This window comes from Sorangiineae bacterium MSr11367 (genome assembly GCA_037157805.1).
GTDB classification, from domain to species: domain Bacteria; phylum Myxococcota_A; class Polyangia; order Polyangiales; family Polyangiaceae; genus Pendulispora; species Pendulispora rubella.
Map to the genome: position 1 here is coordinate 3826126 of CP089983.1, position 23979 is coordinate 3850104.

A 23979-nucleotide genomic window follows, 5' to 3' on the forward strand; every position below is an offset into this window, starting at 1 on the left:
GATGAGGCTCATCGAGAAAGTCCATCGCGCCCTCGCGGATTTCGCGGAGCAGAGCGAAGCTACGGTGCTGATCCTGCGCTCGTACGACGAGGAGCTGTTGCCCGTCGTACGCTGCCTCGAGGGGATCGACGGGGTGCCGCACTTCGTCTATCTCGATCTGAATCCCGTAATGGGAAGCCTCGTCGATTACGTCGATGTCCTCATTGCCATGGTCCTCGAGCGGATGGACGAATTGCGGGCTGAGGAGGCCCCAGACGATGTGACACTTCCTGATGCTCCGGAGGCGTGTTGGACGCACCAAGCCGACCCTCTCGTTCGACTGAGGATGACGTTCGCGCACTTCGCATCGTGGTTGCCCGAGGACGATGAGACTCATTTGCTCATCGCGATCTTGCCAAGTGAAATACGAGATCCTCACGTCCACGCTCGCGTAGTGCAGGCCTTGCTCCCGCAATCGGGCTTCGAACCATGGATGGCGCGCGTGCGCTTCGTTCTGCGGGATGACAAAGCAAATTCGTTTCTCATGCAGTCCGCTCTGAATGCGCGATCACCCGGCGTGGTGCTATTCGAGACGGAGCTTACGCAGGCCGATATCGTCGGAGAGCTCATCGAGGATGCTGGGAATCCAGAGCTCTTGCCAGGGCAGCGCGTTCAGGCGCTCATGCAATGCGCGATGGTGGAGGTGAGCTTCGGGATGCTGACCGAAGCGATGGCGAAGTTAAGGAGTCTCTATGCGTACTACACGCAATATGACGTGCCGGAAATGCGTGGGGCCGTGTTGCTTCAGGTTGCGGAGGCGTTCCGTCGGGCCAACGCCCCGGAGCGCGCACACCATGCCATCATGGCAGCATTCGATATAGCGACCGAACACAAGGATATGACGTTGATGGCCAACGCGTCGCATGCCTTAGCCTCCCATGCTGCGTCGCGCGGAAACCATGCCGAGGTAGAAATGGCGTGCGCTGTAGGAAGCGTTTCCACCAAAGCCTTGCGCCAGGACGACCTTCACGCAGAGTTTCTCCTCCGGCGTGGCGATGCCCGCGCGGCAATGGGAAACTGGGGTGGTGCGCTGGAGATTTGGACCACATGCGCCAACGAGACGCGCGAAAAAGGAAATTACAACATGCTCTTGGGAGCTCTGACGCGTCTTCACGATTATGCATCGCGCACGGGCCATCGCGACATCGCGTCGGGGTATGCACGGGAGATCCATGAATACCAAGTCATTGTCGGAGGAGCGGCATGATCGTCACCGCGGAGGGTAAGACGGGCCAATTCGTCAAGACCTATAAGGACAAGCTCACCGCCGCGAAGGCGGAGAACCCGAGCTGGGGTCTGCTCGACGACATCGATCCGGGGATTCAAAAAGCACTCGACATCATCATCGACCCGCCGGCGAGCCCGACGGACACGGGGCTCGACAAGACCAAGAAGACCGTGGACCGTCTCAAGAATGCGTACGATCTGGGCATGAAGATCGCTGACTTCGTGACCCAACCTTCCGCGACGTTTGCCTCGTATGTCGACGGAATTGCGGGTAACGCCTTCGACCGGCTGCTCATGCTGAATCCCATTAGCCAGGCTGCCAATAGCTACTTCGAGCTGCCGGCCGCAACCATCGGAGCGGTATTCATCGGGCAATTCCATACGCATCAGCACCCACCTAGCTGGGTGCCTCCGGCGCCGCCCGTCCCCTTGTTCAGCCTCGGACAGGTCGTCACGGGATGCCCCACGGTGCGGATCCACGGGATGCCGGCGGCCACGACGGACGATATTGGCTATGCAATTGGGTGTGGCAGCCTATCGCCGTTCTTCAAGATTTTCACGGGCTCGAGCAGCGTCAAGATTGGTGGCAAGCGAGCCGCGCGCGTAGGGGATCTCGTCAAGTATTGCCAGCCCACACCGCCCGTGAAGCCCGGAGATCCGCCGGTGCCGAAGAACGGCACGCAAGCGTTCATCGCGGTCGTTAAAGACAAATTTTTCGTCAAGTCGAGCAAGGGCGAGGATCCGAAGCTCGCAAAGTGGAGAAACAAATGGACGACGGGGCCGACCGCACTCTTGGGTGCAGCGTCGGCGGCCTACGCATGGGACAAATCGCAGCGGGACCTGCAGAAGGCGCGTGATGACGCCAAGGCAAAGCACGAAGCCGCAAAAGGTGGTGACCCGACGGCGCAGACCGCAGCGGCGTCCGCGGACGCGGCGGTCGAGGCCCAGCAAGCCGCCATCGCAGCGGAGAACGAGGCGAGGGTCGGCGCCGGGGAGACGCTCGTGATGGACGTTCTTCGCTCGTCATTGGACAAGCTCCTCGGGAAGGACCCCGGAGCACCGCCGCCATGGGGGACCATCGCCATCCCAACGCAAATGGATGTGGCCATCGGTGGATTCCCCATGCCCGAGACCGCCGTTCTCGTAGGTAAAGCGCGCGGATTCCTCACCAAACGAGGCGCGCGCTGGGCAAAGGCCGCACGGTTCGAGGCGGCCAAGGCCAAGATCGTCGCTGCAAGAGGAGGGCGAGAGGCCCAAACGTCCGCCGAGAAACGTGCGGATGCGCGGGCCGCGCTGGCTCTCATGAAAAGGGAGCAGGAGGCCGAGGCGTTCGCGAAAAAGCGTGAGGAGCTAAAGACCACGAGCATCTACGAGAAAGAGTCGGACCAAAGAAAGCAAGCCTTCGACGAGATCAAGGCGAAGCGCACCAAGGAGCAAGCCGGCAAGCAGGAAGCGCGGGACAAGCGAGCGGCGGCTCGCCAAGCCGATATCGACAATACGAAGTTGCTGATGGCGCAGGATCGCGGCACAACGCCCGACAAGGTAAGCGATGAGCAGGCGGTAGAGGCGATTCGCGTTCGCAACGAGACGAACGATCCCACGCTGAAACCGGTCTACGACAAGGAGCGCGCCCGAGAGGCCGTTGCGAAACAAGCTCGAGAGGCGGCGGAGAAGGAGGCCAAGGAGACGGCCTCGAAGCGCGCGAGTGAAGCGGTCACCAAAACGAAGGTTTGACGTGTGAGGGCTCGTACGTTCCTGAGAGGCGGTCATTCCGCGACGAAGCCCACCCCGACCGCCACGCGACCCGCCGTGGACGTGGCGACCGGTGAGGTTACCGATTCATGCACTGACTTTTGCCGGAACGCGCTTCTTCCGCTCGCCGTGACGCGGCATTATTCCTCGTTCTTCGTGCGCAGAGAGCTCTACGTAGCGGCGTGGGGACGGGAGGATTCTGCACCGTTCGGAGCGGGTTGGCGTGCGGACTGGGATCATCGGCTGCTGCAGACCGTGCACGGGTTCGTCTACGTGCGACCAGACGGCCAAGAAATCGATCTTCGTGCTCGGGTCGATGGCCGGATGGCGCATACGGGGCACCGCATCGAGCTCGAACGCGTCGACACGAGCGGCGTGCGCGTCGTCGAATACGCGCGCGGGCGCGCCCTCGTCACCCACGTGTTTGCGTTGATGGGGAGCCAATGGCGCTTGCAGGCGATCGAGTATCGCGGTCCGAACCGGATTGAACTCGCTCGCGACGCGCATGGTCGAATCGTCCGGCTCGAGCATGCGCGTTCTCGAAGTGCATTGACCCTCACCTATATGGACGATCGCATTGCCCTCGTCGAGCTGATGACCCCCGATGGCGGGCGGCACTTCGCTTGCGGATATCGCTACGACGAGCAAGGTCTCCTCGTCGAAGTCCAGGATCGAGGTGGGCGTGCCGTCACGTACGCCTACCACGCGAATCGTCTACTGGCTCTGGTGACGAAGCGTGAGGGTGCAGTGTTTTACGTCGAGTACGATCGCGAGGGTCGATGTACACGCGTCAGTGGAATGGACGGGTACCATTTACGTGACTTCCGGTACGATCTCGTGGCGCGCCGCACCATCGCTGGCAACGCGTATGGTGAAGTTTGGACCTACGAGCTCGATGCTGCGGGGCGCATCATTGCGGCAACGTCTCCTTTGGGACGCAGATCATCGTTCGAGTTCGATGCCGTAGGACGTCTCGCGCGCGTCGCGGACGCCGCACAACGGATGACTACGTTCGAATACGATGCGATGGGGCATCTCATCGCCCGTCGCTGCCCAAACGAGTCGTGCTTCTGGGTTTACGATGACTACCACCGCATCGTCGCGCGCAGTGAGGGCGTTCGGGATATTTGTGCGGATTACGATGACGGGCATTCTCTTGTCTTGATAGAGCAAGAAAGTGAGATCTGGGAACTGACGTACAACGTTCACGGAGAGCGTACCTCCGTCAAAACGCCATGGGGGGCTACGCAGACGAGTCTTTACGACTCGTTTGGTAATTTAGAAGGTGAAAGTGATTTCAAAGGCCATTTCGTTCGCTACGAGTACGATGCTTTCGGTCGCTGCACGAAAGTCACTGACCCGCTCGGGGGGACCGAGGAGCACGTAACCGACGAGTTGGATCGGCCCGTCGCATCGATTCACCGCGGCGGAACGACGTCTCGAGTCGAGCATACACTCAACGGGCGTGTCACGCTGGGAATGAGCGGTACGCATGAAGCTCTCCGCCACGATCTGTACGGTCGTGCGCTCGAGCACGTCGATGGGGAGGGATTGATTGGGCGACTGCAATGGGGAAGGGAGCCGGGCCAGCTCGTCGAGGTGCTGAACGCGGCAGGGGCCAGGGAACACTATTACTACGATGCCGATGACCGGGTCGTCGCGTTGCACACCTTCGACGGGCGGCACGTGCGCGTAGAGTATTCCAACTTCGGCATGGTCTCCGTGGAGGTGCAGAGCGAAGCGCGGTCGGGGACACGGATGGAGTTCGAGCGCGATGATTCGGGGCGCGTGATTCGCGCATCAAGCGGTGCTCAGGAGAGGCGCTTCGAATACGATGACGATGGTCTTCTCACGTGGAGCGAAACGGAGGACTCGATCGTCGAACTCACTTACGATTCGTCCGGTCAATGCGAGCGAGAGATGGTCGTCACGCGGACGGATGGCCCGTTATCCCACACGATCATCCAGCGCGAATTCGATACCCTTGGGCGCGAAGTTCATATCGCGTGCAATGAGGCGCCGGACATAGGCATGCAGTGGGACGAAAATATGTGCATTTCCAACATTCGGCTGGGTGACGTTGCCGTGAGCTATATGCGCGACGCAAACGATGCGGAGCTCGGGAGAACGTCGCTCGGCGCGCGACTATCCATGAAGCGCGATCTCGCAGGGCACGTCACAGAGTGCGTCTACGAAGTCACAGGAGTGGACCCCGTCCGCCTCCAGGCTTCATACGATACGCGAGGTCACCCGTCATTTTTGACCGTCACGTCGAACGGCATGGGCAAGGATGTCATTCTCCGCTATGACAGCCGAAGACGCCTTCGTGCCATTGTCCGACGTGGTACGAACCTACCGAGTGAATTCTTTGCGTATGATGGGGAGGGCAACTGGGTGCTTCACGCCCGCACCAGTCGGGGTGATGAGCTTCTTCAGCTGCTGGACACCAACGGATGGGATCGCACGACGGTGATTGCCGCGTATTATGCGGACGAGAGCGCGACCGCTACTGTGTTGGCAGGCGGTCGTCTCGAAATGATGCGTGTTGGTGGTGTTGCCGTGCACTATTCGTGGGACGAGCGAGGGCGCGTCTACGAGAAGAGAGTTCTCGCCGGCGAGCGAGAGGACGTGTGGGGCTTCGAGTACGACGCTTGGGACGCGCTCGTTCTCGTCCGAAGCCCACAGGGGGTCATCTTCGAGTATCGATATGACGCATTTGGTCGCTGCATCGAGCGAACCTCATCGACCGGTACAGCGATTCGGCTTGTCTGGGATGGGCAGCGCCTTCTTCACATTTTTACGGACGGGCTGCTCACGGAAACGCGCATATCCGCGGACGATTCGGACGAGCTGCTCCTTCGGTACCTCCGCGACGGTCGAGTCGATATCCGATCGAATGCGTTTCGGGAACTCGAAGAGCTGTTTGCCAGTGATGGCTCCGTTGGTCCGCCGTCGTCGAATCCGGCGATGGCGCAATCTTTCTATGATCGAGAGGCGTTGACTACCATTGGTTTGGGCAGGTACGTCGACGTCGAAACGGGGTACCATCTCACCTGGCAGCGTGGCGAGGCGCGCCCGGGTTTGCCCGCGTTTCCGTCAGCGCGCCTGGACTCGGTTGGCAGCATGGTAGTCGACGGAATGATGCCGCCGATGAAGCCGTCGCCCGCCGCATCGGAGATGTTCATGTCTTCTAGCGTACGCTCAATCCTGTCGCGATGATTGACCGCGTTACAGGAACGGGAATAGTTCCCCTACACGAACCGCACAATCGAAGGAGAATTCGTCATGGAAGCAATGCCCTATAGTGGCGGGCCAGCCGTTGCGCCGACGAACCTTGCATCGGGGATCCCGATACCGTGCCGTCGGTGCGCAGCCCCGATGAGGGAGGAGACCTCCGGCGCGGTGCAGGGCAATATTGTCGTCAAATGCGAATATTGCGACGCGTGCGAAGAGATGCCGCTGGATGCTGCGGAACGGGTGACGGCACTGCGAGCGCGCTTGAAGGAAATCAAAGCCAAAGACGATTCCCTCAACGCGCCCGCCCTCGCCATGGGACGGCTCTACGTGCAGTACAGCAGGTACATCTTGATGGCCATGGGGGTAATCGTGGTGTTTTCAATGTTGGATCTGCCGGCATACCTTCGAAGGTTTCAAATCCTATTGGATCCGATCAATGGGGTCCCCATCGAGATACAGCGCGAGATCGTGAACCAGCAGATTGTTTTCTGCGCGGTGCCTGCCGGAGTGCTCTTCGGCGTCGGCTTCGGTTATATCCGTCTACTCCGCGCGTATCACAAGGCCATGCTGCCTCGATTGCGGGCGCGGGCGTCACTTCAACCGGGATTGAACGCCAGATGCCGATGCTGCGGAGCGGAGCTTCCAGCGAGCGTGGAAGCGTTCGTCACGTGTACACATTGCACGGCGCAAAATCTTCTTACGAAGGAGTTGGTGAAGGACCGAATGAAGTTTCTTCATAAGGAGATTGAGAACTACAAGGCGCGAACGCACGAGATGGTCGAACGGACGAGTAGGTCCGTCGCCAATTATCGTACCTACTTTTACCCCTCCGTCTACGCTGCACTGGGGATCGCGGGATTGGTCGGCATCGCCGTTCGCATTGCCGTGTGGGCGAAGTTCGGCGTTTGAGAAAATGGCTGAATCACATTGCGCAATTCCTCCCTACTTCAGGAATTCATATGGCGGAGTACTAGGGAATTGCAAATCGCGAGAGGAATATTCATGCCGTGGCGGCTCAGGCGTAACGCGAGCCGGCGTTGCAGAGAGCGAGCAGCAACTGGAACGCCCTGCATCCGCAACGACTTGGGGCGAGTTCGCGTATTCCAGATAGGGCGAAATTCGTGAGTTGTTTCCCGAACATCGTTACGCGTTGCGCATCTTGCAAGAAAACGTCGCGGGCCGCGGCGGACCGCGATGGATCTCGCTCCGTCGGGACTATCGTTGGCTCACACAGGTGAACTCATCGCACACGCGGTGACTTGGGGACGCCCCGTCTGGCGCGCTTGGCGCATCAAACGAGCTAGGTTACGCGAAAATACTAGGTAATCTGACGGATTCCCAGGTTGCCGAGGCGCTCGGTGCCTCGCAGAAAGTTCCATTCTCCAATGGTACCAGTGCGGCGTCGATCTTTCGTTGGAACATGTGTCCCCTCGACCAGCAGCGGTGCAGGGACCGACCCAAAGGATGGCAGCTGTTGCGAGCCGGGTGGGGCCCGGTCGCTCCCCGATGTGAGTCGCCGCGGCTTCGTGGCGATGTCCATCGGCAGCTTGGCCAGTTTGATGCTCGCGTCATGCGCGGACGGGGAGTCGGGAGACGGACCGCTGGCGGTGCCAGCCGACAAAGGCCGCGATCTGGAGCAGCTACGTCTGCTGGCGACGCGCGGCACACCGACCACCTACAGCGGCGATGCCTTATTTCATATTGGCATGCCCGTTGGTGGTGTGACGGCAGGCCAATTGTATCTCGGTGGAGACGGCCGTCTTTGGTGGTGGGATATCGACAATCCAGCGACCCCGCCTACGGGGGATTTGGATTTCGGCGGCGGCCACTATGCAGCGCCCGTGTCTTATATTGATGCCGCAACGTACCGTCCGCGTTTCCGGCAGGGCTTCGCGTTGCGCACGACGACGAGCGATGGCGTGCGGACTCGCTCGCTCGATGCAAATGGGTTTCCTGCGACGGGTATCGCCTTCACCGGCCAGTACCCCCTCGGCAAGGTGACCTATGCTGCCGCCGATAGCCCGTTGGAGATCACCCTGGAGGCGTTCTCGCCCTTCGTGCCTCTGAGTGCGGCGGACTCGTCGCTTCCGGCGACCGTGTTGGTCTACACGTTGCGCAACGCGTCGGGGGCACCCGTGCGTGCCGAGCTCGCCGGTTTCAGTGACGCCCCGATATGTTTGGACAGTCGTCACCAGCAGCCGCTGCGGCTGCGCGCGGCGGAGTTTCTCGCCGGCGACGGCAAGGCCATCGAGTTTTCCGCGGCCGACGCGCCGGTGCATACGGATCCACGTCCCGACATCCTTTTCGAAGACTTCGAAGCGGCGACGTATGCCGGCTGGACAGTGACGGGGACCGCGTTCGGTGCGGGGCCGGTCACCGAGGCCGAGCTTCCGGAGTACATGAAGCGATTTGGTCCCCTGCACGTCCACGGCACGCGATTCGTGACTTCCCACGATTTCCGCGGTTCCGGCGGAGACCTCGGGCGCGCCGATGCTGCCACGGGCACCCTCACCAGCGCCCCGTTCGTCGTCGAGCGCCGGTACGTCAGCGTGTGGGTCGGAGGCGGGGGCATCCCCAATCGAGCATGCGTCAACGTGCGCGTCGACGGGCAAATCGTCGGCTCGGTCACGGGGGCGAACACGGAGCTCATGGCGCCGCGCACCATCGACGTGCACGCCTACGAAGGGCGAACGGCGACCATCGAGATCGTCGACACGGCCACCGCCGGTTGGGGGCACATCAACTGCGACTGGATCGTGTTCACGGATCTACCGCCGAGCGCCATGCCGTTCGACGAACTTCCCGACAATGGGACCTTTGCCTTGGCCGCGTTCGATCCAAGGGCCGTGGCCGTACCCTCGCTCGAGCGCTTCGATTCCCTCGACGACGTGTTCGACGCCGCCGCCGGGCCACTCGACGTCGACGCGAGCTTGCGCACGATTTCCGGTGCCGTCAGGGTCGCGCTCGACCTTGCGCCCGGTGCATCGACGACGGTGACATTTGCCATCGGATGGTCGTTTCCCCTCCCGCGTCGGGAGTTGTTCGCGGGCCTCATCGGGGCCGAGGAGTTCCTTCATCACTACAGCACGCGCTTCGAAACCGCCCGCGCGGCACTCGGGCACCTGGCCCAGCAACGGGAGCGTCTGCTCTCGGCCACGCGGGCATGGGTGAATACCTGGTACAACGATTCGACGCTGCCGCATTGGTTCTTGGAACGAACCTTCGCTCCGGTGTCCACCGCAGCCACGACCACCTGTTACCGATTCGACAATGGTCGTTTCTACGGCTTCGAGGGCGTGTATTGCTGCATAGGTACATGCCAACACGTATGGAACTATGCGCAGTCGATCGCCCGCATCTTTCCCGAATTGGAGCGCGATACCCGCGAGCGGGTCGACCTTGGCATTGCGTACCATTCGGACACGGGCGCGCTCGACCATCGGGCCGAGGGCGATCGCCGGGTCGCTGCCGATGGCCAATGCGGTACCATCTTGCGCGTCTATCGCGAACACCAAATGTCGGCCGATTCAAGCTTTCTCAACCGGGTATGGCCTCGGGTGAAGAAGGCCATTCAGTACATGATTGGCCAGGACCGCGATAACGACGGCATCTTGGAAGGCGAGCAACTCAACACACTCGATCAAGCGTGGTGGGGCGAAATTCCGTGGATCAGCGGGATGTACGTGGCTGCATTGCGCGCGGGCGAGGCCATGGCCAACGAAATGTTCGATCCGATCTTTGCCTCGCGCTGTCGGACGCTCGCCACGAGGGGAACGAAGTACCTCACCGAGCAGCTCTGGAACGACACGTACGGCTACTTCATTCAGAACGTCGACCCGCAACACCCGTCCACGAACAGCAACCGCGGATGCTACGTCGATCAGCTGTTCGGACAGACGTTCGCGTCGCAGCTCGGGCTGCCCCGCGTGTTTCCGGCCGACAAGTCGAAGGTCGCACTGGAGAACTTGTACAAATACAACTTCCTCCCCGATCCGATTGCCTATCGAGCCCAAAGCCCCATTGGGGACGGCGGGCGCATTTATGCGAAGAATCAAGAGGCGGGCCTGCTTTCGTGCACGTGGCCATTCGGTGGTGGCGGAGAAGCTCCGGGCGGAGGTTGGCCCGTCGCCGTGGCCTATTTCAACGAAGTCTGGACCGGCCTGGAGTATCAGGCGGCCGCTGGAATGTTCGCCGAAGGCCTGACCGACCAAGCGATGGCCGTCACCCGCGCAGTCTACGACCGATATCAAGCCGCCAAGCGCAATCCCTACAACGAGATCGAGTGCAGCGACCATTACAGCCGCGCGATGATGGGGCATGCGGTCTTCCTCGCCGCGTGCGGCTACGAGTACCACGGACCCAAAGGACACCTCGGGTTCGCACCGAAGGTCGATCCCGAGAACTTCGCGTGCGCGTTCACGGGCGCAGCGGGGTGGGGCAGGTATGCACAAGAGCGCACGGCCAGCACCCAAACCTGTCGGATCGAGGTTCGCTACGGCGACGTGCGACTCCGTTCATTGGCCTTCGAGACACCGACCGCCGCGAGCTCGGTGACCGTGACGCTCGACGGTGCGAACCTCTCGGCGACGAAGACGTCACGGGGGAATCGTACCGAAATTGCGCTGAGGAACGCCGTCACCGTTGCCGCGGGGCATACGCTCACCGTCGTTTTGCAGTTCGCTTGAACCGATCGAGGGATACTAGATGCTTCGTTTCGTGCCAATTGGTGGTTATCTCGGTGCCGGCAAAACGACCACGATGTTGGAGGCCGGCAAGCGGCTGGAGGCCGCGGGCGAGCGTGTTGCGGTCATCACCAACGATCAAGGCGCCGATCTCGTCGATACGGCGCTTTCGCGCGACGCGGGAATTGCCGGGGTAGGGGAGGTTACCGGCGGCTGTTTCTGCTGCAAGTTCGAAGATCTCACAGCCACCATCGATCGACTGGAGGCCGACGTTCGTCCCACTGTGGTCCTCGCCGAAGCCGTTGGAAGTTGCACGGACTTGCAAGCGACCGTCGTGCGGCCGCTTCAGAAGATTCACGGTGACCGCTTGACGGTGGCACCGCTCACCGTCGTGGTCGACCCCATTCGGTACATGCTCATGAGCCAGTTCTGGCGGCCCGAAATGGGCCAAGAACCCGATCTGGCGTATCTCTATCGGCACCAGCTCGACGAGGCCGACATCCTCGCCCCCAGCAAGATCGATATCACGCCGCCCGACGTGTTGACCGCGGTGTGCGCCGACCTTCGAAAACGTTTTCCGCATGCCGCGGTCAGCCCGTTCTCGTCACGAACCGGCGCAGGACTGGAAGCGATCATGGCCCAATGGGCCGCCACGGGTGGGCGGCGCGCCTTCGACATCGACTACGATCGGTATGGGGCCGCCGAAGCCGAGCTCGCGTGGACGAATCAAGTGTTCACCGTGCGTGCCGTGCATGGCACCTTCGTTCCGACCTCCTGGGCACGCACCTTTCTGGAAGCCCTTCGTGAAGGCACGGACGGAGGCACGCTCCTCGGCCACGTTAAAATCCGATTGGTGACGTCCGGGGGAACGACGAAGGCCAGCATGACCCACGCCCCCGGCGAGATCGGGTTCGATGCCGAGCAATCATCACCGGCGGACCATGCGGAGGTCGTTCTGAATGCGCGCGTGCGGATTGCACCCGGTCCACTCGATGCTTTGATCGCCGAATCTCTCCAAGCGGCGGACGCCGCGGCTGGCACAGAGAGCAGCATCCGACGCGGCGACGTCTTTCAGCCCGGCGTTCCGGTTCCCACCCATCGAATGTAGCCACGGATCATTCGGGCGAGCGTACGAGCTGCGCCGCCCGTTCTTCGATGTCGTCGCCCTCGTTGACCTTGGCAGCGCCGGCTTGCACTTCACGCATGCGCATTTCGGCCAAGCTCATTTCGATCCTTCGACGCTGCTCGACGGCTTCGATGGGCAATTCCGTGAGGGGCATACGTCGCGGACGAAGGATCCAAGAGGGACGCGCTTTCCATCCGATGACCGGCCACGATTGGCGATCGTCGAGGCGCTCGGCGACGAAGTAGTTGCGCAGCACCAATTGATAGAGCTCGTCACTTCGATGGCCCAACCAGAGTTCCAGGGTCAGCTCGTCGAAGTCGTCGAGGACGTATGCCGCATACTTGCGTTCACGCAGGCCGGTGACCAGGTCCTCCGGAAGCGGAAGCCCGGCGCGGAGTACGTCGACGAGCGCCATGACGTGGAAGTGGCGCTGCGCGGTGACGTGCCCTCGCCCTGGCATTAGCACGTCTCCCTTCTTCTCCAGCTCGCGGACCCGCGCCTCCACCATCCGCGCGTCGCTCACGTTGCGCGATGTGGGGATGGCCTCCCCCGGATCGTAGAGAAAATGTCCGAGCTGCAGAAGCGCGGCCGCCGCCAACAGGCCCCGCACCACGGGCGAGGATGACTCGGCTGCCGTGAGGCGGCTAGACGTGACTGCAAAGGCAATCGAACCGAACGTGGTGAAGAACACGAGGACATTTCGATGCCCTCCGACGTGCAACCGGCTTGCCGCCGACGTGAGGAGCGCCGCGAGCACGAACGCGAACAGGAGTGCGTCGTTCGTCTCTGGAGGGCTCGACACCTTCCGAAGTGCATCGAGCGTAGCCCGCCCGAGTCGCGTCAGGACGGCGACGGCCGCTGCACTGATCGCGAACGCGTCGGTCGCGTCGATGACGAAGAAGACGGTGATGAGCTTCGAACTGATCCCGTGCGCCGCCGGCATTTTCAGGCAGTAGAACCAGAACCAGCCGTCGCTCCGGAGCGTCAAGATCGCAAGGGCAGGGCCCCAGACGACGAGCCACCCCACGCTCATGGACACCGCGGCTCGAACACGACGCACCAGGAGGAGCACGGCCACCGCGACCACGAAGAAAATCAACGCGGGCTGTTTCGCGAAGAAGGCCGCCGCGAGCAGCGCTCCAGCAGCTGCCATTCGTGCAGTGCTCTCGGTCCCGAGAGCCACCACCAATGCACCCAGCAGCAGCGCCACCGTCAGCGAATCGCTGCGGTCCAAGTCGTACCAATATCCCGTGTACGAATAGGCCCCGAGAAAGAGCGCGACCGCCATCGCCGACCAATAGGGTCCGGCGCCGAGCTTGCGCGACGCGCGATGGACCAACGCGCCGGCCGCGCAGGTGGCCACGATCGACACCAGGGCAGACGCGGTCGCAATCGGCATGAACGACGCGAGCCCTGCGCTCAGCCAAAGGTGGAGCGGCGGATAGATGTACGGAATGAACTCCGCACCCGGGGCTACGTAGAGCGGCTTTCCCGCCAGGATGCGCTCGATGTGGTCCGACACGCCGCCGCTCATCCACTCGAGTTCGATGGGGGAGCGGCGTCGCTCGATGAAGACCCACACCACGAGAAAAAAATGAACGACCCCGGCGAGAAGGGCCGCTGCGCTGACGGCTTGGACCCATCGAGGTTGCGCACGGAAGTCGGGCAGCCACCGCCCGGCCTTCGCGTCGCTCATGCCTCCGTCCGCGCGGGCATGAATCGTCCGCCACTACATGACGGTAATGAGCCGCCCGGCCCCGAAGCTCGGCAACAATTCTCGATTACGTGGATCGTCCCATTCATACGGATTCTCTCCCAAACCGAGATAGAGCAAGGAGGTGACCTCTTCGACGCCGGCGATTTTCGATATTTTGTTGTGCCAGAGATTCAGCGAGCGCAATTTCTTGAGCGCCGATAAATTCTCGATTCGGGTGATCCGGCAATAGGACAAATTGAGATCGTCGAGATTGCCGTTCTGCTCGAGTCCTTCGATGCGCTCGATCGGGTTTTCGGCGAGTGACAGAGCCTGCAACGCGCCTAGTTTGTCCAGATGTTCGATCTTCGAGATGTGGCTGTTCGCCAAGTTCAACACCTCGAGTCTGGGGAGTGCATCGAGGCCGTCGATGGTGTCGAGCGGATTGCCGGCAACATTGAGGCTTCGGAGCATCGGAAGTCCGGATATCTCGGCGAGGCTATCGAGGCGGTTTCCCGCGAGATCGAGGTGATCGAGGTGCGCCAGTGCGGAAAGGCCGTTCGCATTGCCGATCTGCGAATCATGAAGATCGAGAACGACCAAGTGCGTCAGCTTGGATACGAGGGATACATCGCTCAACTTCGAGCCAGAAAGTCGCAACGCGACGACATGTCCGTCTTCGACGGCGATGGCGTCGCGTACGTCGTCGCGCCGCTTGCGAATGGCTTCCGCCCGATCCGGTCGCCCGTGCTGAGCGGCGTAAGTCTCGCCGCCGCGCCATGAAAAGCCGTACAAGTCGTCGTGCGCCACGACGTGACCGGCATCGACCTTCGCTTGGGCAAAGATGGCCTGCACGGCGTTCCGCTCGTCCGCGGCAACACCCTCCAAAACGGTGGGAGCCGTTGCCTCGTGTGAGCAGCCGGAGGCGCCGAGGAGAAGGGTCGCAGGAGCGACAAATTTCAAGAAAAACCGGGACATCGAGGGCCATACTTAGCCTGTTAGGGCCCGCTCGACAAGGGCGCTCGAGTCAAGTATAGGGTGGCCACTTTGACCGCCTTTGGCTTACCACAACGACTCGCACAGCGCCTTCAGCGCCCTCGTGTATCTCTGGTAACGGGGCTCGCCCTGTTTGCTGCAGTGCTCGTCGCGAATGCGTGGCTAGGGGATGATCCGTGGATCACGATGCGCACGGTCGACAACTTCGTGCACGGCTACGGCCTGACGTGGAACACCTTCGAGCGCGTACAAGGCTATACGCACCCGCTGTGGATGCTCCTCGTGAGCTGTCTATATGCGATTTTCGGTGAAGGGTATTTCACGACGCTGGCTTTGTGTTTCGCGTGCTCGTTGGGGATCGTCTTGGTGGCCTCGCGGGCATGGCAGGCGGACCGGACGAAGCTGCTCGCGATGGTCGCGATCATGGTTTCATCCAAGTCGTTCGTCGACTACAGCACATCCGGTCTCGAAAACCCGCTGACACATCTTCTTGCGGCCGTGTTTTTCTTCACCCTTTTCGTGAAGACCGTTACCAAAGCGGAGGTCACGGAGCGCTGGCTGTGCCAGATGGTTCTTCTGGCCAGCTTTGGCTACGTGAACCGAGCCGACACGGTGTTGCTGTACGGGCCGAGCCTCGCATGGCTTTTCGTTCGCGCTTGGAAGACGCTGGGGGTGAAGAGCCTTCGGGCATGCGCCATCGGGGCGCTGCCGGCCGTCGCGTGGATCGCATTTTCGACCATCTATTACGGATTCCCACTTCCGAATACCGCTTACGCCAAATTGGCGGGCGGGCACTATCACCCGCCCCTGTTTCATTCGAACGGGATTGCGTACTTCAAGAATAGTCTGCTCTGGGATCCGGTGACCCTTCCCGTCGTCGCGGTGGCACTGCTGGCGGGGACGTTCATTGCGCTTCGGCGCCGGCGGTACGATGTGCTTCTCGGGCTCGTTGGGGTGGCGGCGCTGCTCGTCTACGCGATGCGCATTGGCGGCGATTACATGTCGGGCAGGCTCTTCGCGCTTCCGTACCTCATGGCCGTCTTGGTCCTTGTCGAGATGATGCCGTCGAAGGTGCGCTGGAGCATTGCCGCAGCAGCCTTCGTCATCGGCTTGTTGGGCCCGCGCTCGCCCATCACCGGTCACTGGGAGCCCAAATTGACCGAGAGGGGCGAGACGGGGATTCTCGACGATCATTCGTTTCACCGGCCAGGAAACCTCAACATCGTCTTCTCCCGAGAAGACTTCGACATTGGGCATGGTCGGCGATTCGAGGATGTGGACCCTGCGCAAGCCATGGTGTGGGGCGCCATTGGCTACCACGGCTTTGGACGCGGACCGCGTCTGCGGACGATCGACAACCTCGCCCTGACGGACGCCTTGTTGGCCAGGCTTCCCGCACGCGATCCCGAGCACTCGTGGGGCCGGGGGCATCTCTTTCGGGATGTGCCCGAGGGCTACGTCACCTCGGTGGAGACCGGCGAAAATCGCATCACGGATCCAGCATTGCACGCCTATTACGACAAGCTGCTCATCCTCACCACCGGGCCCATCTTCACCGCCGAGCGGATGAAGACGATCTGGGAGATGAACACCGGTCGCTACAGCCATTGGATCGAGGAGTACCAGCAGCACCTCGCTTCGAAGAATTAACCTGCCGCACGCAACCGACGCATCACGGACGATACGCGTGCCGGCGGAAGGACACGCGAGCGATGCGTCCCTCGGCCATGGCATCGGGGGAATGCAATGCCGTGCCGATGCGAAAAATGACGTCCTCCAGCGGTCGCAGCGCCAGATCTTCCTCGGCTTCGGTATCGTCGACCCGGACGCGCCCCCGGTGGGTGGTCGCGTCGTAGGACATTTCGATGTGAACGAGCGCCGGGACCTCGACGCTGCGAAGATCGCGGTAGCGACCCTGTCCGTCGGCCGCGAGATGGGCATTCATGAATGCGTTGGCTCCCTCGCCGCCCGCGGAGATGCCCACGTCGAACATGCGGAAGCTCGGGTCGAAGCCCAAATTGGCGACGCCGAAGAAGACGGCGGCATGATCGAGCTTGGTGATCTCGACGTCGACGGCCGCGTCGAACGACTCCAGTGCATGGGTGGGGCCCATCAGCGTAAAGCCGCCCGCTCCGCGCTCGAGCGCCACCGCGTGAAAGGTGAGGCCATGCCCCGTTTCCATGGAAAGCCGTGTCTTGCGGTCGTCGGGGCGGATGACCCTCCACGATGCGGGATCGATAACTCGCCCGTTGAACGTGTCGTCGACATCGACGAAGCGCGTATCGGGATCCACCGGCTCGAAGGCCACCTCCGATACGTCCAGGTCGACGTTCGCGTTGGGCTCTCGCGCGTACACGCCAAGGACGGGACGAACCCGGGTACCGTCTTCCCAGAATACCACGCCCGATGCCACTGGGTTTCCGTCGACGCTGAGGAGCGCCTGGTGAATGCTCGGGCTGATGCGCATGTCGAGCTCGTGCCAAGCGTCCGCGGCGTACGAGGGCACACGTGCCTCGGCGAGCACCCGATCTCCCTCGGCCTGTTTGCCGAACGGCCCCACATCGCCCACCAGTCGGAATACCCCGGCCGTGGCCCCATTGGCCAAGCCGAACCGAATGGCGCGCGATTCCCGACCCTCACCGTGAAGGCCCACGGAAACATCGAAGGCCCCATCGCCGTTTGCCCGAAAACGCATGCGCAAACGAACGTCCCCGAGCCTCTGCGGCGCGCCGATGAACTCGAGGTACGATGGCGAGCCCTTGGCATCGATCGAACGCCCCTCCACGTGGAGCGTGCCCGCGTCGATCCGATGCGAAATGTTCCCGTACGTTCGCACTTCGAAGTCGCGCGCAAACTCGGCCGGCGAGGAAAATCGCTCGGTCCACGGCTTGCGAAGGGCCTGCGAGAGTACCGACGACGACGACGCGTGCGCATAAAGGACATAAAGCGCGAGTGCCACCGTGACTGCGGTCAGCATTCGTGCAGCGATCGCCCGATACATCATGATCTCGCCATGGCGCGTCGCACGCTCACGCCCCAGGTTCCGACGCACGCCGCGAGTGGTAGCCACAGCGAAAGGTACGCAGGCAAGCCGGCGAGCTGCCCCAGATTGTAGCTGACGTCACGATGGGCACCGGCGGCGTAAGGGTCGATCCAATTGTTGGCGAGCTCGCCGCGTACGAGTGCGGGAAGGACGTAGGCATACAACGGATTCGTCCGGATTGGATCGCCGAAGGGAAGAAGGGGCGTGACCGCGACGATGGGCAGCATGATGAGCATGCTCACCAGAATCGCGAGTCCGGTGACCAAGGTTTGCCACCGTCCCCGATCGGCGAAATACGCGATCGGCAAAATGAGGAAGGGAAGAAGCGGCACGAGGTGCCGCGGGCCCGTGGCCAGGCCGCCGTCCCACGCGTAATACGACGCCGCGAACGTGACGTGCAGGGCAATCAGCGCCAGCACGGATTTGGCGGCTCTGGGCGACGTGCCACGGCGAATCCAATGACCGAAGCCGGCAAAAACGAGAATCAGCCATGGGCAATAGAAGAACAGTCCGCGATACGCGCTGACCGAGATGCCCACGAGCCCATCGCGCGTCGGGATTCCGATGCCGAAGAGCCCGGAGCTCGTATGAGAGCGAAATACGGGTTCCACGACGAACTGGTACGGAAGTGCCAGAGGCGAGCCGTAGCAAAGGAAGGCATACAGTGCGTGAACGGCGAGGGCAGGGGTGGCGCCCAGGAAAATCCACGCAACGGTGCGAAGCCATGCACGCGGCGCGGTATTGGCCAACAGCGAGCAGCCCAGCACGATGGATAGAAAAGCCGTGGGGTATTCCACGATCCACGCCCACGAGATCAACGCGCCGAAAAGCACCAAGGTGCCGCCCGGTTTCTCGGCCCGATCCATCTGCAAGAGCAAGCAGAATGCTCCGAGCACCAACGCGGCGGAAAGCTGGTGTCCGAAAAGCATGGTCGAATACGCGAACGCTGACGTTCCCCAAGCGTACCCCACCGTGAGCAGCGTGGCCGTTGGCGTGCTGATCGAAAGACGCTCTGCTGCCCATCGAAGCAAGGCGGCTGCCACCACCCCCGGCACCACGGCGAAGAGGAATACCAACGCATGAACGCGTGCTGCGCGAATCGCAGGCTGGTCGGGATCGAGATGCGCGAGCTTCTCGGCGGCACGCATGAGACCGTACGGCACCGTCGCGAGCAACGAGATGCCAGGCGCCTTGTCGGAGTAGTACTTGCCTTGGAAATATCCGTTGTCGATCGATAGGGTATGGTACGGTGTCACGTCCAAGGCGTGCCGCTCGACGATGGATCGTGTGAGCGCGAGGCGAACGTTCGTGTTCATGTCCCCGCCTTGATAAAAGTATGCGTACGTGACGGCGATGACGACGAAAATCCAGTTACGGAGCGCCCAGGCACGCATCGGGTCGTAGCTATAGCGAACCGAGCGAAGACCTCCAAGGCTTTCACCACCCGCGTCTGCGATGGTGCGGTGAACGGTGCCGGAAAGCGCCATGGCGGCTATGACCGGAGGATCCGGGTTTCCCGCGGTGGCCTTGTGATGTAAAGACCTCCGTCAACGTGGCTACAGGAGAGGTCGTTGCCAAGCTGGCTGAAGAGCGTATTCGCGCCGTGCTCGGCGTTCTGCGAACGTACGCATTGCGCGTCTGGAACGACGAGCGCCTGTTTCTCTTCGCGCTGTGCGTGATGAACCTTTTTTTCGCGCGGCGAACGTTCGGCACGGGCATCTGGGTCGACAACGATTCGATCTGCCACTACGCGTACGTGCGCCACCTCATCGAAGACTTCTACCCCGCGACGGGTACGTACATGGGATGGAGTCCCAAATTCAATTTGGGAATTCCATATCTGCTCTACAACACCCCGCCTCTTCTTTACGTGGTGATCGGGGCCACGGCCAAGCTCCTGGGGATTAGCGCACTCGCTTCGCTGAAGACGTGGATCGTCACGGCGTTTCTTTCCGTGCCGCTGCTTGGATATGCCCTGGCTCAAACGTTCGACGACGAGCCGGGCGATCTGCCGAAGTTCACGGCCATCACGCTGAGCCTTTTTTCTTCGGAACTATTCGGCCTCGAATTCTATTTCAAGAATGGGATGCTCAATCCCGCGTTCGCGGTCCCGTTGATGATGGGGACACTCGTGGCGTTTCGCCGGGCGCAGCAGGCGCCCATGCCGCGTGCCTTCGTGCACTTAGCATGGGGCTCGGTGGTGTTCGCCGCCTGTGTGATGACCCATTTGCTCACGACGTACATGATGTGCCTGGCGCTTGCGGCTTTCGTGCTCGGCGCCGGACCGCGCAAATGGGGAAGCAATACCCTCATGATGGGCGTCCTCATTGGCACCGGCGTCGCCATCACGGGTGAATGGCTTTATCCTAGTTTGAAGTTCGCGGCCAAAACGGACGCCGCGTACACCTGGACCCGGCCGGCTTTCGACACCATTTCGGATTGGTTCGAAGGAAGCCTCATCTCGTCGTACCGCGTTGGCTTCTTCCCCTCGTTCTTCACGTACAGCACGTGCGGCATGGTGGCCATCGTCGCCGGCTTCGTGGGCATCGTCGAGCTCGTTCGCCGGCGAAACGGCGCCGTTGCGGGGTGTTTGATCACGTTCGTTCTGGCCTTTTGGGTGGCACTCGGGCCGGAGATCCATGCGGTGATCGATTGGTTGCCCATGTACCAGAATCTGCTCTGGTACCGTTTCATCACCCTCGCCATTCTCGCGTGGCTCTTGGTCGCGGCGTATGGCGCCTGGCGTTTTGCGAATCGCAAGTTCCGGTACTACCCGCTGAACATGGTCATTCTCGCCGCCGGCGCCATTTGGGCGTTCTTCGTGATGACTCAGCGCGCCGTCAAAGTGTACACGGCGGATGAGTTCTCGCGCTTCGAGCAGAGCGTCGAGGAAGTTGCGGGTTGGCTTCGAGACCACGGCGACAAACGCGGACGCGTGTTCGGCGAGTTCTTGGGCGAGGGGGCCGTGCAGCCCCCCAGCGTCAACTACGTTCGCCACATGATTCCCGTGCTGTCGGGGTTTCGTGAGATCTCGGGCTGGATCTACGAGAACAACCCTGCGAGTCAGGTCCTGCAGAAAAAAGGGCCATTCTGGCATACGCCTTTTCCCGTCATCAACGAAGCCGAGACGTATGACGTCAAGTACATCGTCGCGGGCACGCCGCACTTCATTCACGCATTGACCAAAGATCCGCGCTGGCGGAGCGTGATGGAGACGCCGGACATCGTCCTGTTCGAGCGGGTTGGCTACGAGCCGCGCATGCTCACCGGCGAAGGATACGACTCGAGCGTGACCGTCGACAAATACCTACCCGGAGGAGGGTACCAGTACGAGTTCGACGTGACGCCGACGGGGCAGGCCGGCCATGGGCAGCAGCTGCTGGTGAAGACCAACTTTTCACCCGCGTGGCGCGCATGGCTTGGAGACCGACCCCTCGATGTCCACGAGAATGCCGATGGGCTCATTCTCCTTGATTTGCCCGAGGCCATAGCCGCACCTGCGAAGATCAAGCTGGTTTGGGACATCACGGATCTGCGCGCGAAAGGGCGCAAGGTGACCTTCGCGGGCCTTTCTTTGGCCCTGCTTCTGCTCGGGGTAGGCTCGCTGAAGCGGACTCAGATTTTTCAACGGATTCCGCAAACGATCCCGCAAGCCGTCGGCACCGCGGGCCTCGTGCTCGCCACCGCGGGTTTTGCCTGGCATGCGCGTCATCTCGATCTTTCGAAGATTGGGCTTGGGATTGCCGATGGCCTCATGGCGACGGCCGATCCGAACAAGCTGGAGGTAGGCGCGTACCACGACGAGCAGGAGTCGTATCCGGTTCACGTGTTGCACGAGGCTTGGGGCAAGCGCGAGCTTGCCGCCGATGGTCAACCATTCCGCACCCTGAGCGCGCCGAGTAAAATGGCCGTCTATGCGCTGTTCGACCAGGATGGCGGCCAAGACGGGTTGCTCGTGACCGGGCAGCCGGTGGGGGCGCCGATTCAGGTCGAGTTCGTGGAGCCTGCCGGCGGCACCTCCGTGTGCACGCTCGCGGGCAGCCTTGGAAGCGAGATCTCCGTGCCGCCGTCGTGCCTCGTGCGCGATCCGCATTCCGATGCACCCGGCGTCGAACGCTTTCTGCGATTCCAGGGTGACGTGGGAACGTTGCTCAAGGTCGAGCGCGTCGAGGTCAAGAACCGGTTTTTCTTCGTGCAGGCCGAGAGCTTTCGCAACGTCGCGCTCTCGAAGGGACGGCCAGCCTTCTATTCCATCGGGGCGGTCGATTACTTTGCATCCAACGGCTCGGTCATGGTCGGCGATGCGAAGCTCGAAGAGCCGATTTCACTGCGCCGCGAGGTCGATCTGCCGCAGGGCTTGTACACGATGTGGGCGTGCATCTTCGCTGTGCACGAGCGTTTTCGCTCGACTCGAGCCTTGGTGAATTTCGATTTCGGCGGCCAGAACGTGGGTGCCGTCAACGGTGTCGGCGTTTTGCCGCTTCCTTTCTGGAACCATGACGTGCAGTTTGGCTGGGTCAAGGTCGGCGACGTCGTGGCGCGCGGTGGGACGGAGCTGATCTCGCTGACGGTGAAGAAAGAGAAAGGCAACCTCTCGGGCCTGTTCGATCTCGACGTCGTGGCCTTCGTTCCCCGCGGACAACGCGAGCAGCACGCGAGGCTCGAACCCCGCAACCAACGCGACTAGCGAACGGCGCCGGGCGTTGCCGCGGCGTCCCAACCCGTCACTCGTGCCAGTTCGGCCAGGGCAATGTCGTAGTCCAGCAGCGCGTATAGGTGATTGACGCGGGCGTCGAGGTAAAGCTGCAGTGGCTCGGTGAGGGCCGCGGTGTCCTTTGCGCCGCGTTCGACCTCTCCTTGCACCCTCTCGAGCCATTTCTTGGTGACGCCCTCGGCGTGTCCGAACCGGTCTTCGCGCTGCCGCGTCTCGAGCACGACGCCGTAGGCATTCTCCACTTCGACGGCCACGCCGCCGAGGGCAAGGCGCATCAGCGCGCGCACCTCTTCGAGCTGTGCGGCGGCGAAGTCGACACGGGCCAAGCCCGGCAGAATATCCGGATTCCACTGCATCCTCAGCAGGGGACCGCCGAAATAGAAGCCGTTGCTGTTGAACGGGTTGAAGACCCAGCCATTCTGAATCACCGCGTTGCGCGCGATATTGAGCCCGGCGGCGAAGGCCAGCGCGAAGTCCGGAAACAACCGGGCCTGCGCGAACTCGAGCTGCGCACGGCGTGCGGCAATGCCGGCGCGTGCCTGGTTCGTATCGGGCCGATGCAGCCGTGCCGCGGTGAGATACGTCACTACGGGCGCGACCTCTCCTTCGGGGCGCTCGAGCGGCGCGTGCACGACATCGAAATCGCTTTGCACGCCGGTCATGAAGCGCAGCGTGCTCATGGCGATGGTTTCGCGTTTTTGCGGATCGCCGGCCCTCCATTCCAGGGTGTCGCGGTAGATGTCGAGGCGCGTGTATGAGCTCTGGTCGACGCCGGGATCGCCGCGTTCGAGCTTTTGCTTGATCGACTCGAGAACCTTGTCGACTTTGCCCGACACGTCGACGTAGGCGGCGCTCATGTCGCGCCCGAGCATCACGCCGTAATAGGCCCGCCGCACATCCGCCCGCGTTTGCTGGCGGAACTTCTCACGTTCCCACTCGCCGGCGCGGGCTTGCGCCTCGGCGGCGCGGCCGATCCACTCGATCTTCCCGAAGGTGTACACGGGAATGCCGCCGCTCAGGCCGAAACGGAACCAAGGATTCACGCCGTCGGCGAAGCTCGTATTGAGCGCGTTGGACCCGGCCTGGGTGTACGGTGCAGCACCTCGCGCATCGGCGATGCTCGTCAGGCTGGCGTTGCCGCTCCACGACTGCCAATACGGTGTCCAGTGTGCCTCGTCGAGCTGCGCGCGGAAGCCTGCCAAGCGCGCACCCGCGGCCCACAGACTCGGGTGGTTCCGCTCCGCCAGGGCGAGGCACTCCGCCAGCGTGTACTGCCGCGGCCTGGACGCATGCGCGCCATCGCCCGCCGTGGCGGCGGGCGCCGTCTGTGCGGCGAGCACGGCGCCACCCGCGATGAACGCAGCAAGAACGAAGGAGAGACGTCTACGCATCCGGGCCATCCAAGCGCGCGGAATCCTAGTACGGTGCGCAGGCACCGTACCAGTGTGGTCTTCCGCCGTTCGCGCCGAT

General features: G+C 62.1%; 14 protein-coding genes. 8 read left to right on the forward strand and 6 right to left on the reverse strand.

What is annotated here, in order from left to right:
• The first annotated feature begins 1 nt into the window (after position 1).
• A complete protein-coding gene (locus tag LVJ94_15415) occupies positions 2-1246 on the forward strand; it encodes a hypothetical protein (GenBank protein WXB08621.1) in 1245 nt (414 codons plus the stop codon).
• On the forward strand, positions 1243-3000 hold the full coding sequence (locus LVJ94_15420; protein WXB08622.1) for a PAAR domain-containing protein: 1758 nt from the start codon (positions 1243-1245) through the stop codon (positions 2998-3000). Before LVJ94_15415 ends, LVJ94_15420 begins: the two co-directional genes overlap by 4 nt.
• Positions 3001-3105: 105 nt before the next feature.
• Here LVJ94_15420 and LVJ94_15425 read toward each other — a convergent pair whose 3' ends face one another.
• Positions 3106-3723, reverse strand: coding sequence for a hypothetical protein (locus LVJ94_15425; GenBank protein ID WXB08623.1), 618 nt, complete (start codon positions 3721-3723; stop codon positions 3106-3108).
• A 321-nt stretch (positions 3724-4044) separates the two neighbouring features.
• Here LVJ94_15425 and LVJ94_15430 point away from each other — a divergent pair, with 321 nt between their 5' ends.
• The 4 genes from LVJ94_15430 to LVJ94_15445 all read left to right on the forward strand — a co-directional run bounded on the left by LVJ94_15430 (position 4045) and on the right by LVJ94_15445 (position 12045).
• Positions 4045-6237, forward strand: a complete 2193-nt coding sequence (locus LVJ94_15430) for a hypothetical protein (protein WXB08624.1) — start codon at positions 4045-4047, stop codon at positions 6235-6237.
• A gap of 159 nt (positions 6238-6396) precedes the next feature.
• Positions 6397-7164, forward strand: a complete 768-nt coding sequence (locus tag LVJ94_15435) for a hypothetical protein (protein ID WXB08625.1) — start codon at positions 6397-6399, stop codon at positions 7162-7164.
• A 599-nt stretch (positions 7165-7763) separates the two neighbouring features.
• On the forward strand, positions 7764-10940 hold the full coding sequence (locus tag LVJ94_15440) for a non-lysosomal glucosylceramidase (GenBank protein ID WXB08626.1): 3177 nt from the start codon (positions 7764-7766) through the stop codon (positions 10938-10940).
• 19 nt (positions 10941-10959) lie between these two features.
• Positions 10960-12045: a CobW-like GTP-binding protein gene (locus LVJ94_15445; protein ID WXB08627.1), complete on the forward strand. Its 1086-nt coding sequence runs from the start codon at positions 10960-10962 to the stop codon at positions 12043-12045.
• Positions 12046-12052: 7 nt separating this feature from the next.
• Here LVJ94_15445 and LVJ94_15450 read toward each other — a convergent pair whose 3' ends face one another.
• Together LVJ94_15450 and LVJ94_15455 are read right to left on the reverse strand one after the other, a co-directional pair.
• A complete protein-coding gene (locus LVJ94_15450; GenBank protein WXB08628.1) occupies positions 12053-13759 on the reverse strand; it encodes a hypothetical protein in 1707 nt (568 codons plus the stop codon).
• Between the two features lie 33 nt (positions 13760-13792).
• On the reverse strand, positions 13793-14719 hold the full coding sequence (locus LVJ94_15455; protein WXB08629.1) for a leucine-rich repeat domain-containing protein: 927 nt from the start codon (positions 14717-14719) through the stop codon (positions 13793-13795).
• A 219-nt stretch (positions 14720-14938) separates the two neighbouring features.
• Here LVJ94_15455 and LVJ94_15460 point away from each other — a divergent pair, with 219 nt between their 5' ends.
• Positions 14939-16402 carry a hypothetical protein gene (locus LVJ94_15460; protein ID WXB08630.1) on the forward strand — a complete coding sequence of 488 codons (1464 nt, stop codon included), beginning with the start codon at positions 14939-14941 and terminating at the stop codon, positions 16400-16402.
• A 22-nt stretch (positions 16403-16424) separates the two neighbouring features.
• On the opposite strand, the gene LVJ94_15465 is transcribed toward LVJ94_15460, so the two are convergent.
• Positions 16425-17729: a hypothetical protein gene (locus LVJ94_15465; GenBank protein WXB08631.1), complete on the reverse strand. Its 1305-nt coding sequence runs from the start codon at positions 17727-17729 to the stop codon at positions 16425-16427.
• A gap of 23 nt (positions 17730-17752) precedes the next feature.
• Positions 17753-19282, reverse strand: a complete 1530-nt coding sequence (locus tag LVJ94_15470; protein ID WXB08632.1) for a hypothetical protein — start codon at positions 19280-19282, stop codon at positions 17753-17755.
• Between the two features lie 65 nt (positions 19283-19347).
• Between LVJ94_15470 and LVJ94_15475 the strand changes: the two genes are divergently transcribed.
• Positions 19348-22482 (forward strand): hypothetical protein, encoded by a 3135-nt coding sequence (locus tag LVJ94_15475; protein WXB08633.1) that lies wholly within the window; start codon positions 19348-19350, stop codon positions 22480-22482.
• On the opposite strand, the gene LVJ94_15480 is transcribed toward LVJ94_15475, so the two are convergent.
• A complete protein-coding gene (locus LVJ94_15480; GenBank protein WXB08634.1) occupies positions 22479-23900 on the reverse strand; it encodes a TolC family protein in 1422 nt (473 codons plus the stop codon). The two genes, LVJ94_15475 and LVJ94_15480, sit on opposite strands and share 4 nt — an antisense overlap.
• Positions 23901-23979 lie beyond the last annotated feature (79 nt).

Excerpts from the sequence above, each read along its gene's own strand:
- LVJ94_15465 (WXB08631.1), bottom strand. The coding sequence starts at position 17,729 with ATGCTGACCGCAGTCACGGTGGCACTCGCGCTTTATGTCCTTTATGCG.
- LVJ94_15460 (WXB08630.1), top strand. The coding sequence starts at position 14,939 with ATGCGCACGGTCGACAACTTCGTGCACGGCTACGGCCTGACGTGGAAC.
- LVJ94_15430 (WXB08624.1), top strand. The coding sequence starts at position 4,045 with ATGGGGCATCTCATCGCCCGTCGCTGCCCAAACGAGTCGTGCTTCTGG.
- LVJ94_15470 (WXB08632.1), bottom strand. The coding sequence starts at position 19,282 with ATGGCGCTTTCCGGCACCGTTCACCGCACCATCGCAGACGCGGGTGGT.
- LVJ94_15415 (WXB08621.1), top strand. The coding sequence starts at position 2 with ATGAGGCTCATCGAGAAAGTCCATCGCGCCCTCGCGGATTTCGCGGAG.
- LVJ94_15480 (WXB08634.1), bottom strand. The coding sequence starts at position 23,900 with ATGCGTAGACGTCTCTCCTTCGTTCTTGCTGCGTTCATCGCGGGTGGC.
- LVJ94_15435 (WXB08625.1), top strand. The coding sequence starts at position 6,397 with ATGAGGGAGGAGACCTCCGGCGCGGTGCAGGGCAATATTGTCGTCAAA.
- LVJ94_15445 (WXB08627.1), top strand. The coding sequence starts at position 10,960 with ATGCTTCGTTTCGTGCCAATTGGTGGTTATCTCGGTGCCGGCAAAACG.
- LVJ94_15450 (WXB08628.1), bottom strand. The coding sequence starts at position 13,759 with ATGAGCGACGCGAAGGCCGGGCGGTGGCTGCCCGACTTCCGTGCGCAA.
- LVJ94_15420 (WXB08622.1), top strand. The coding sequence starts at position 1,243 with ATGATCGTCACCGCGGAGGGTAAGACGGGCCAATTCGTCAAGACCTAT.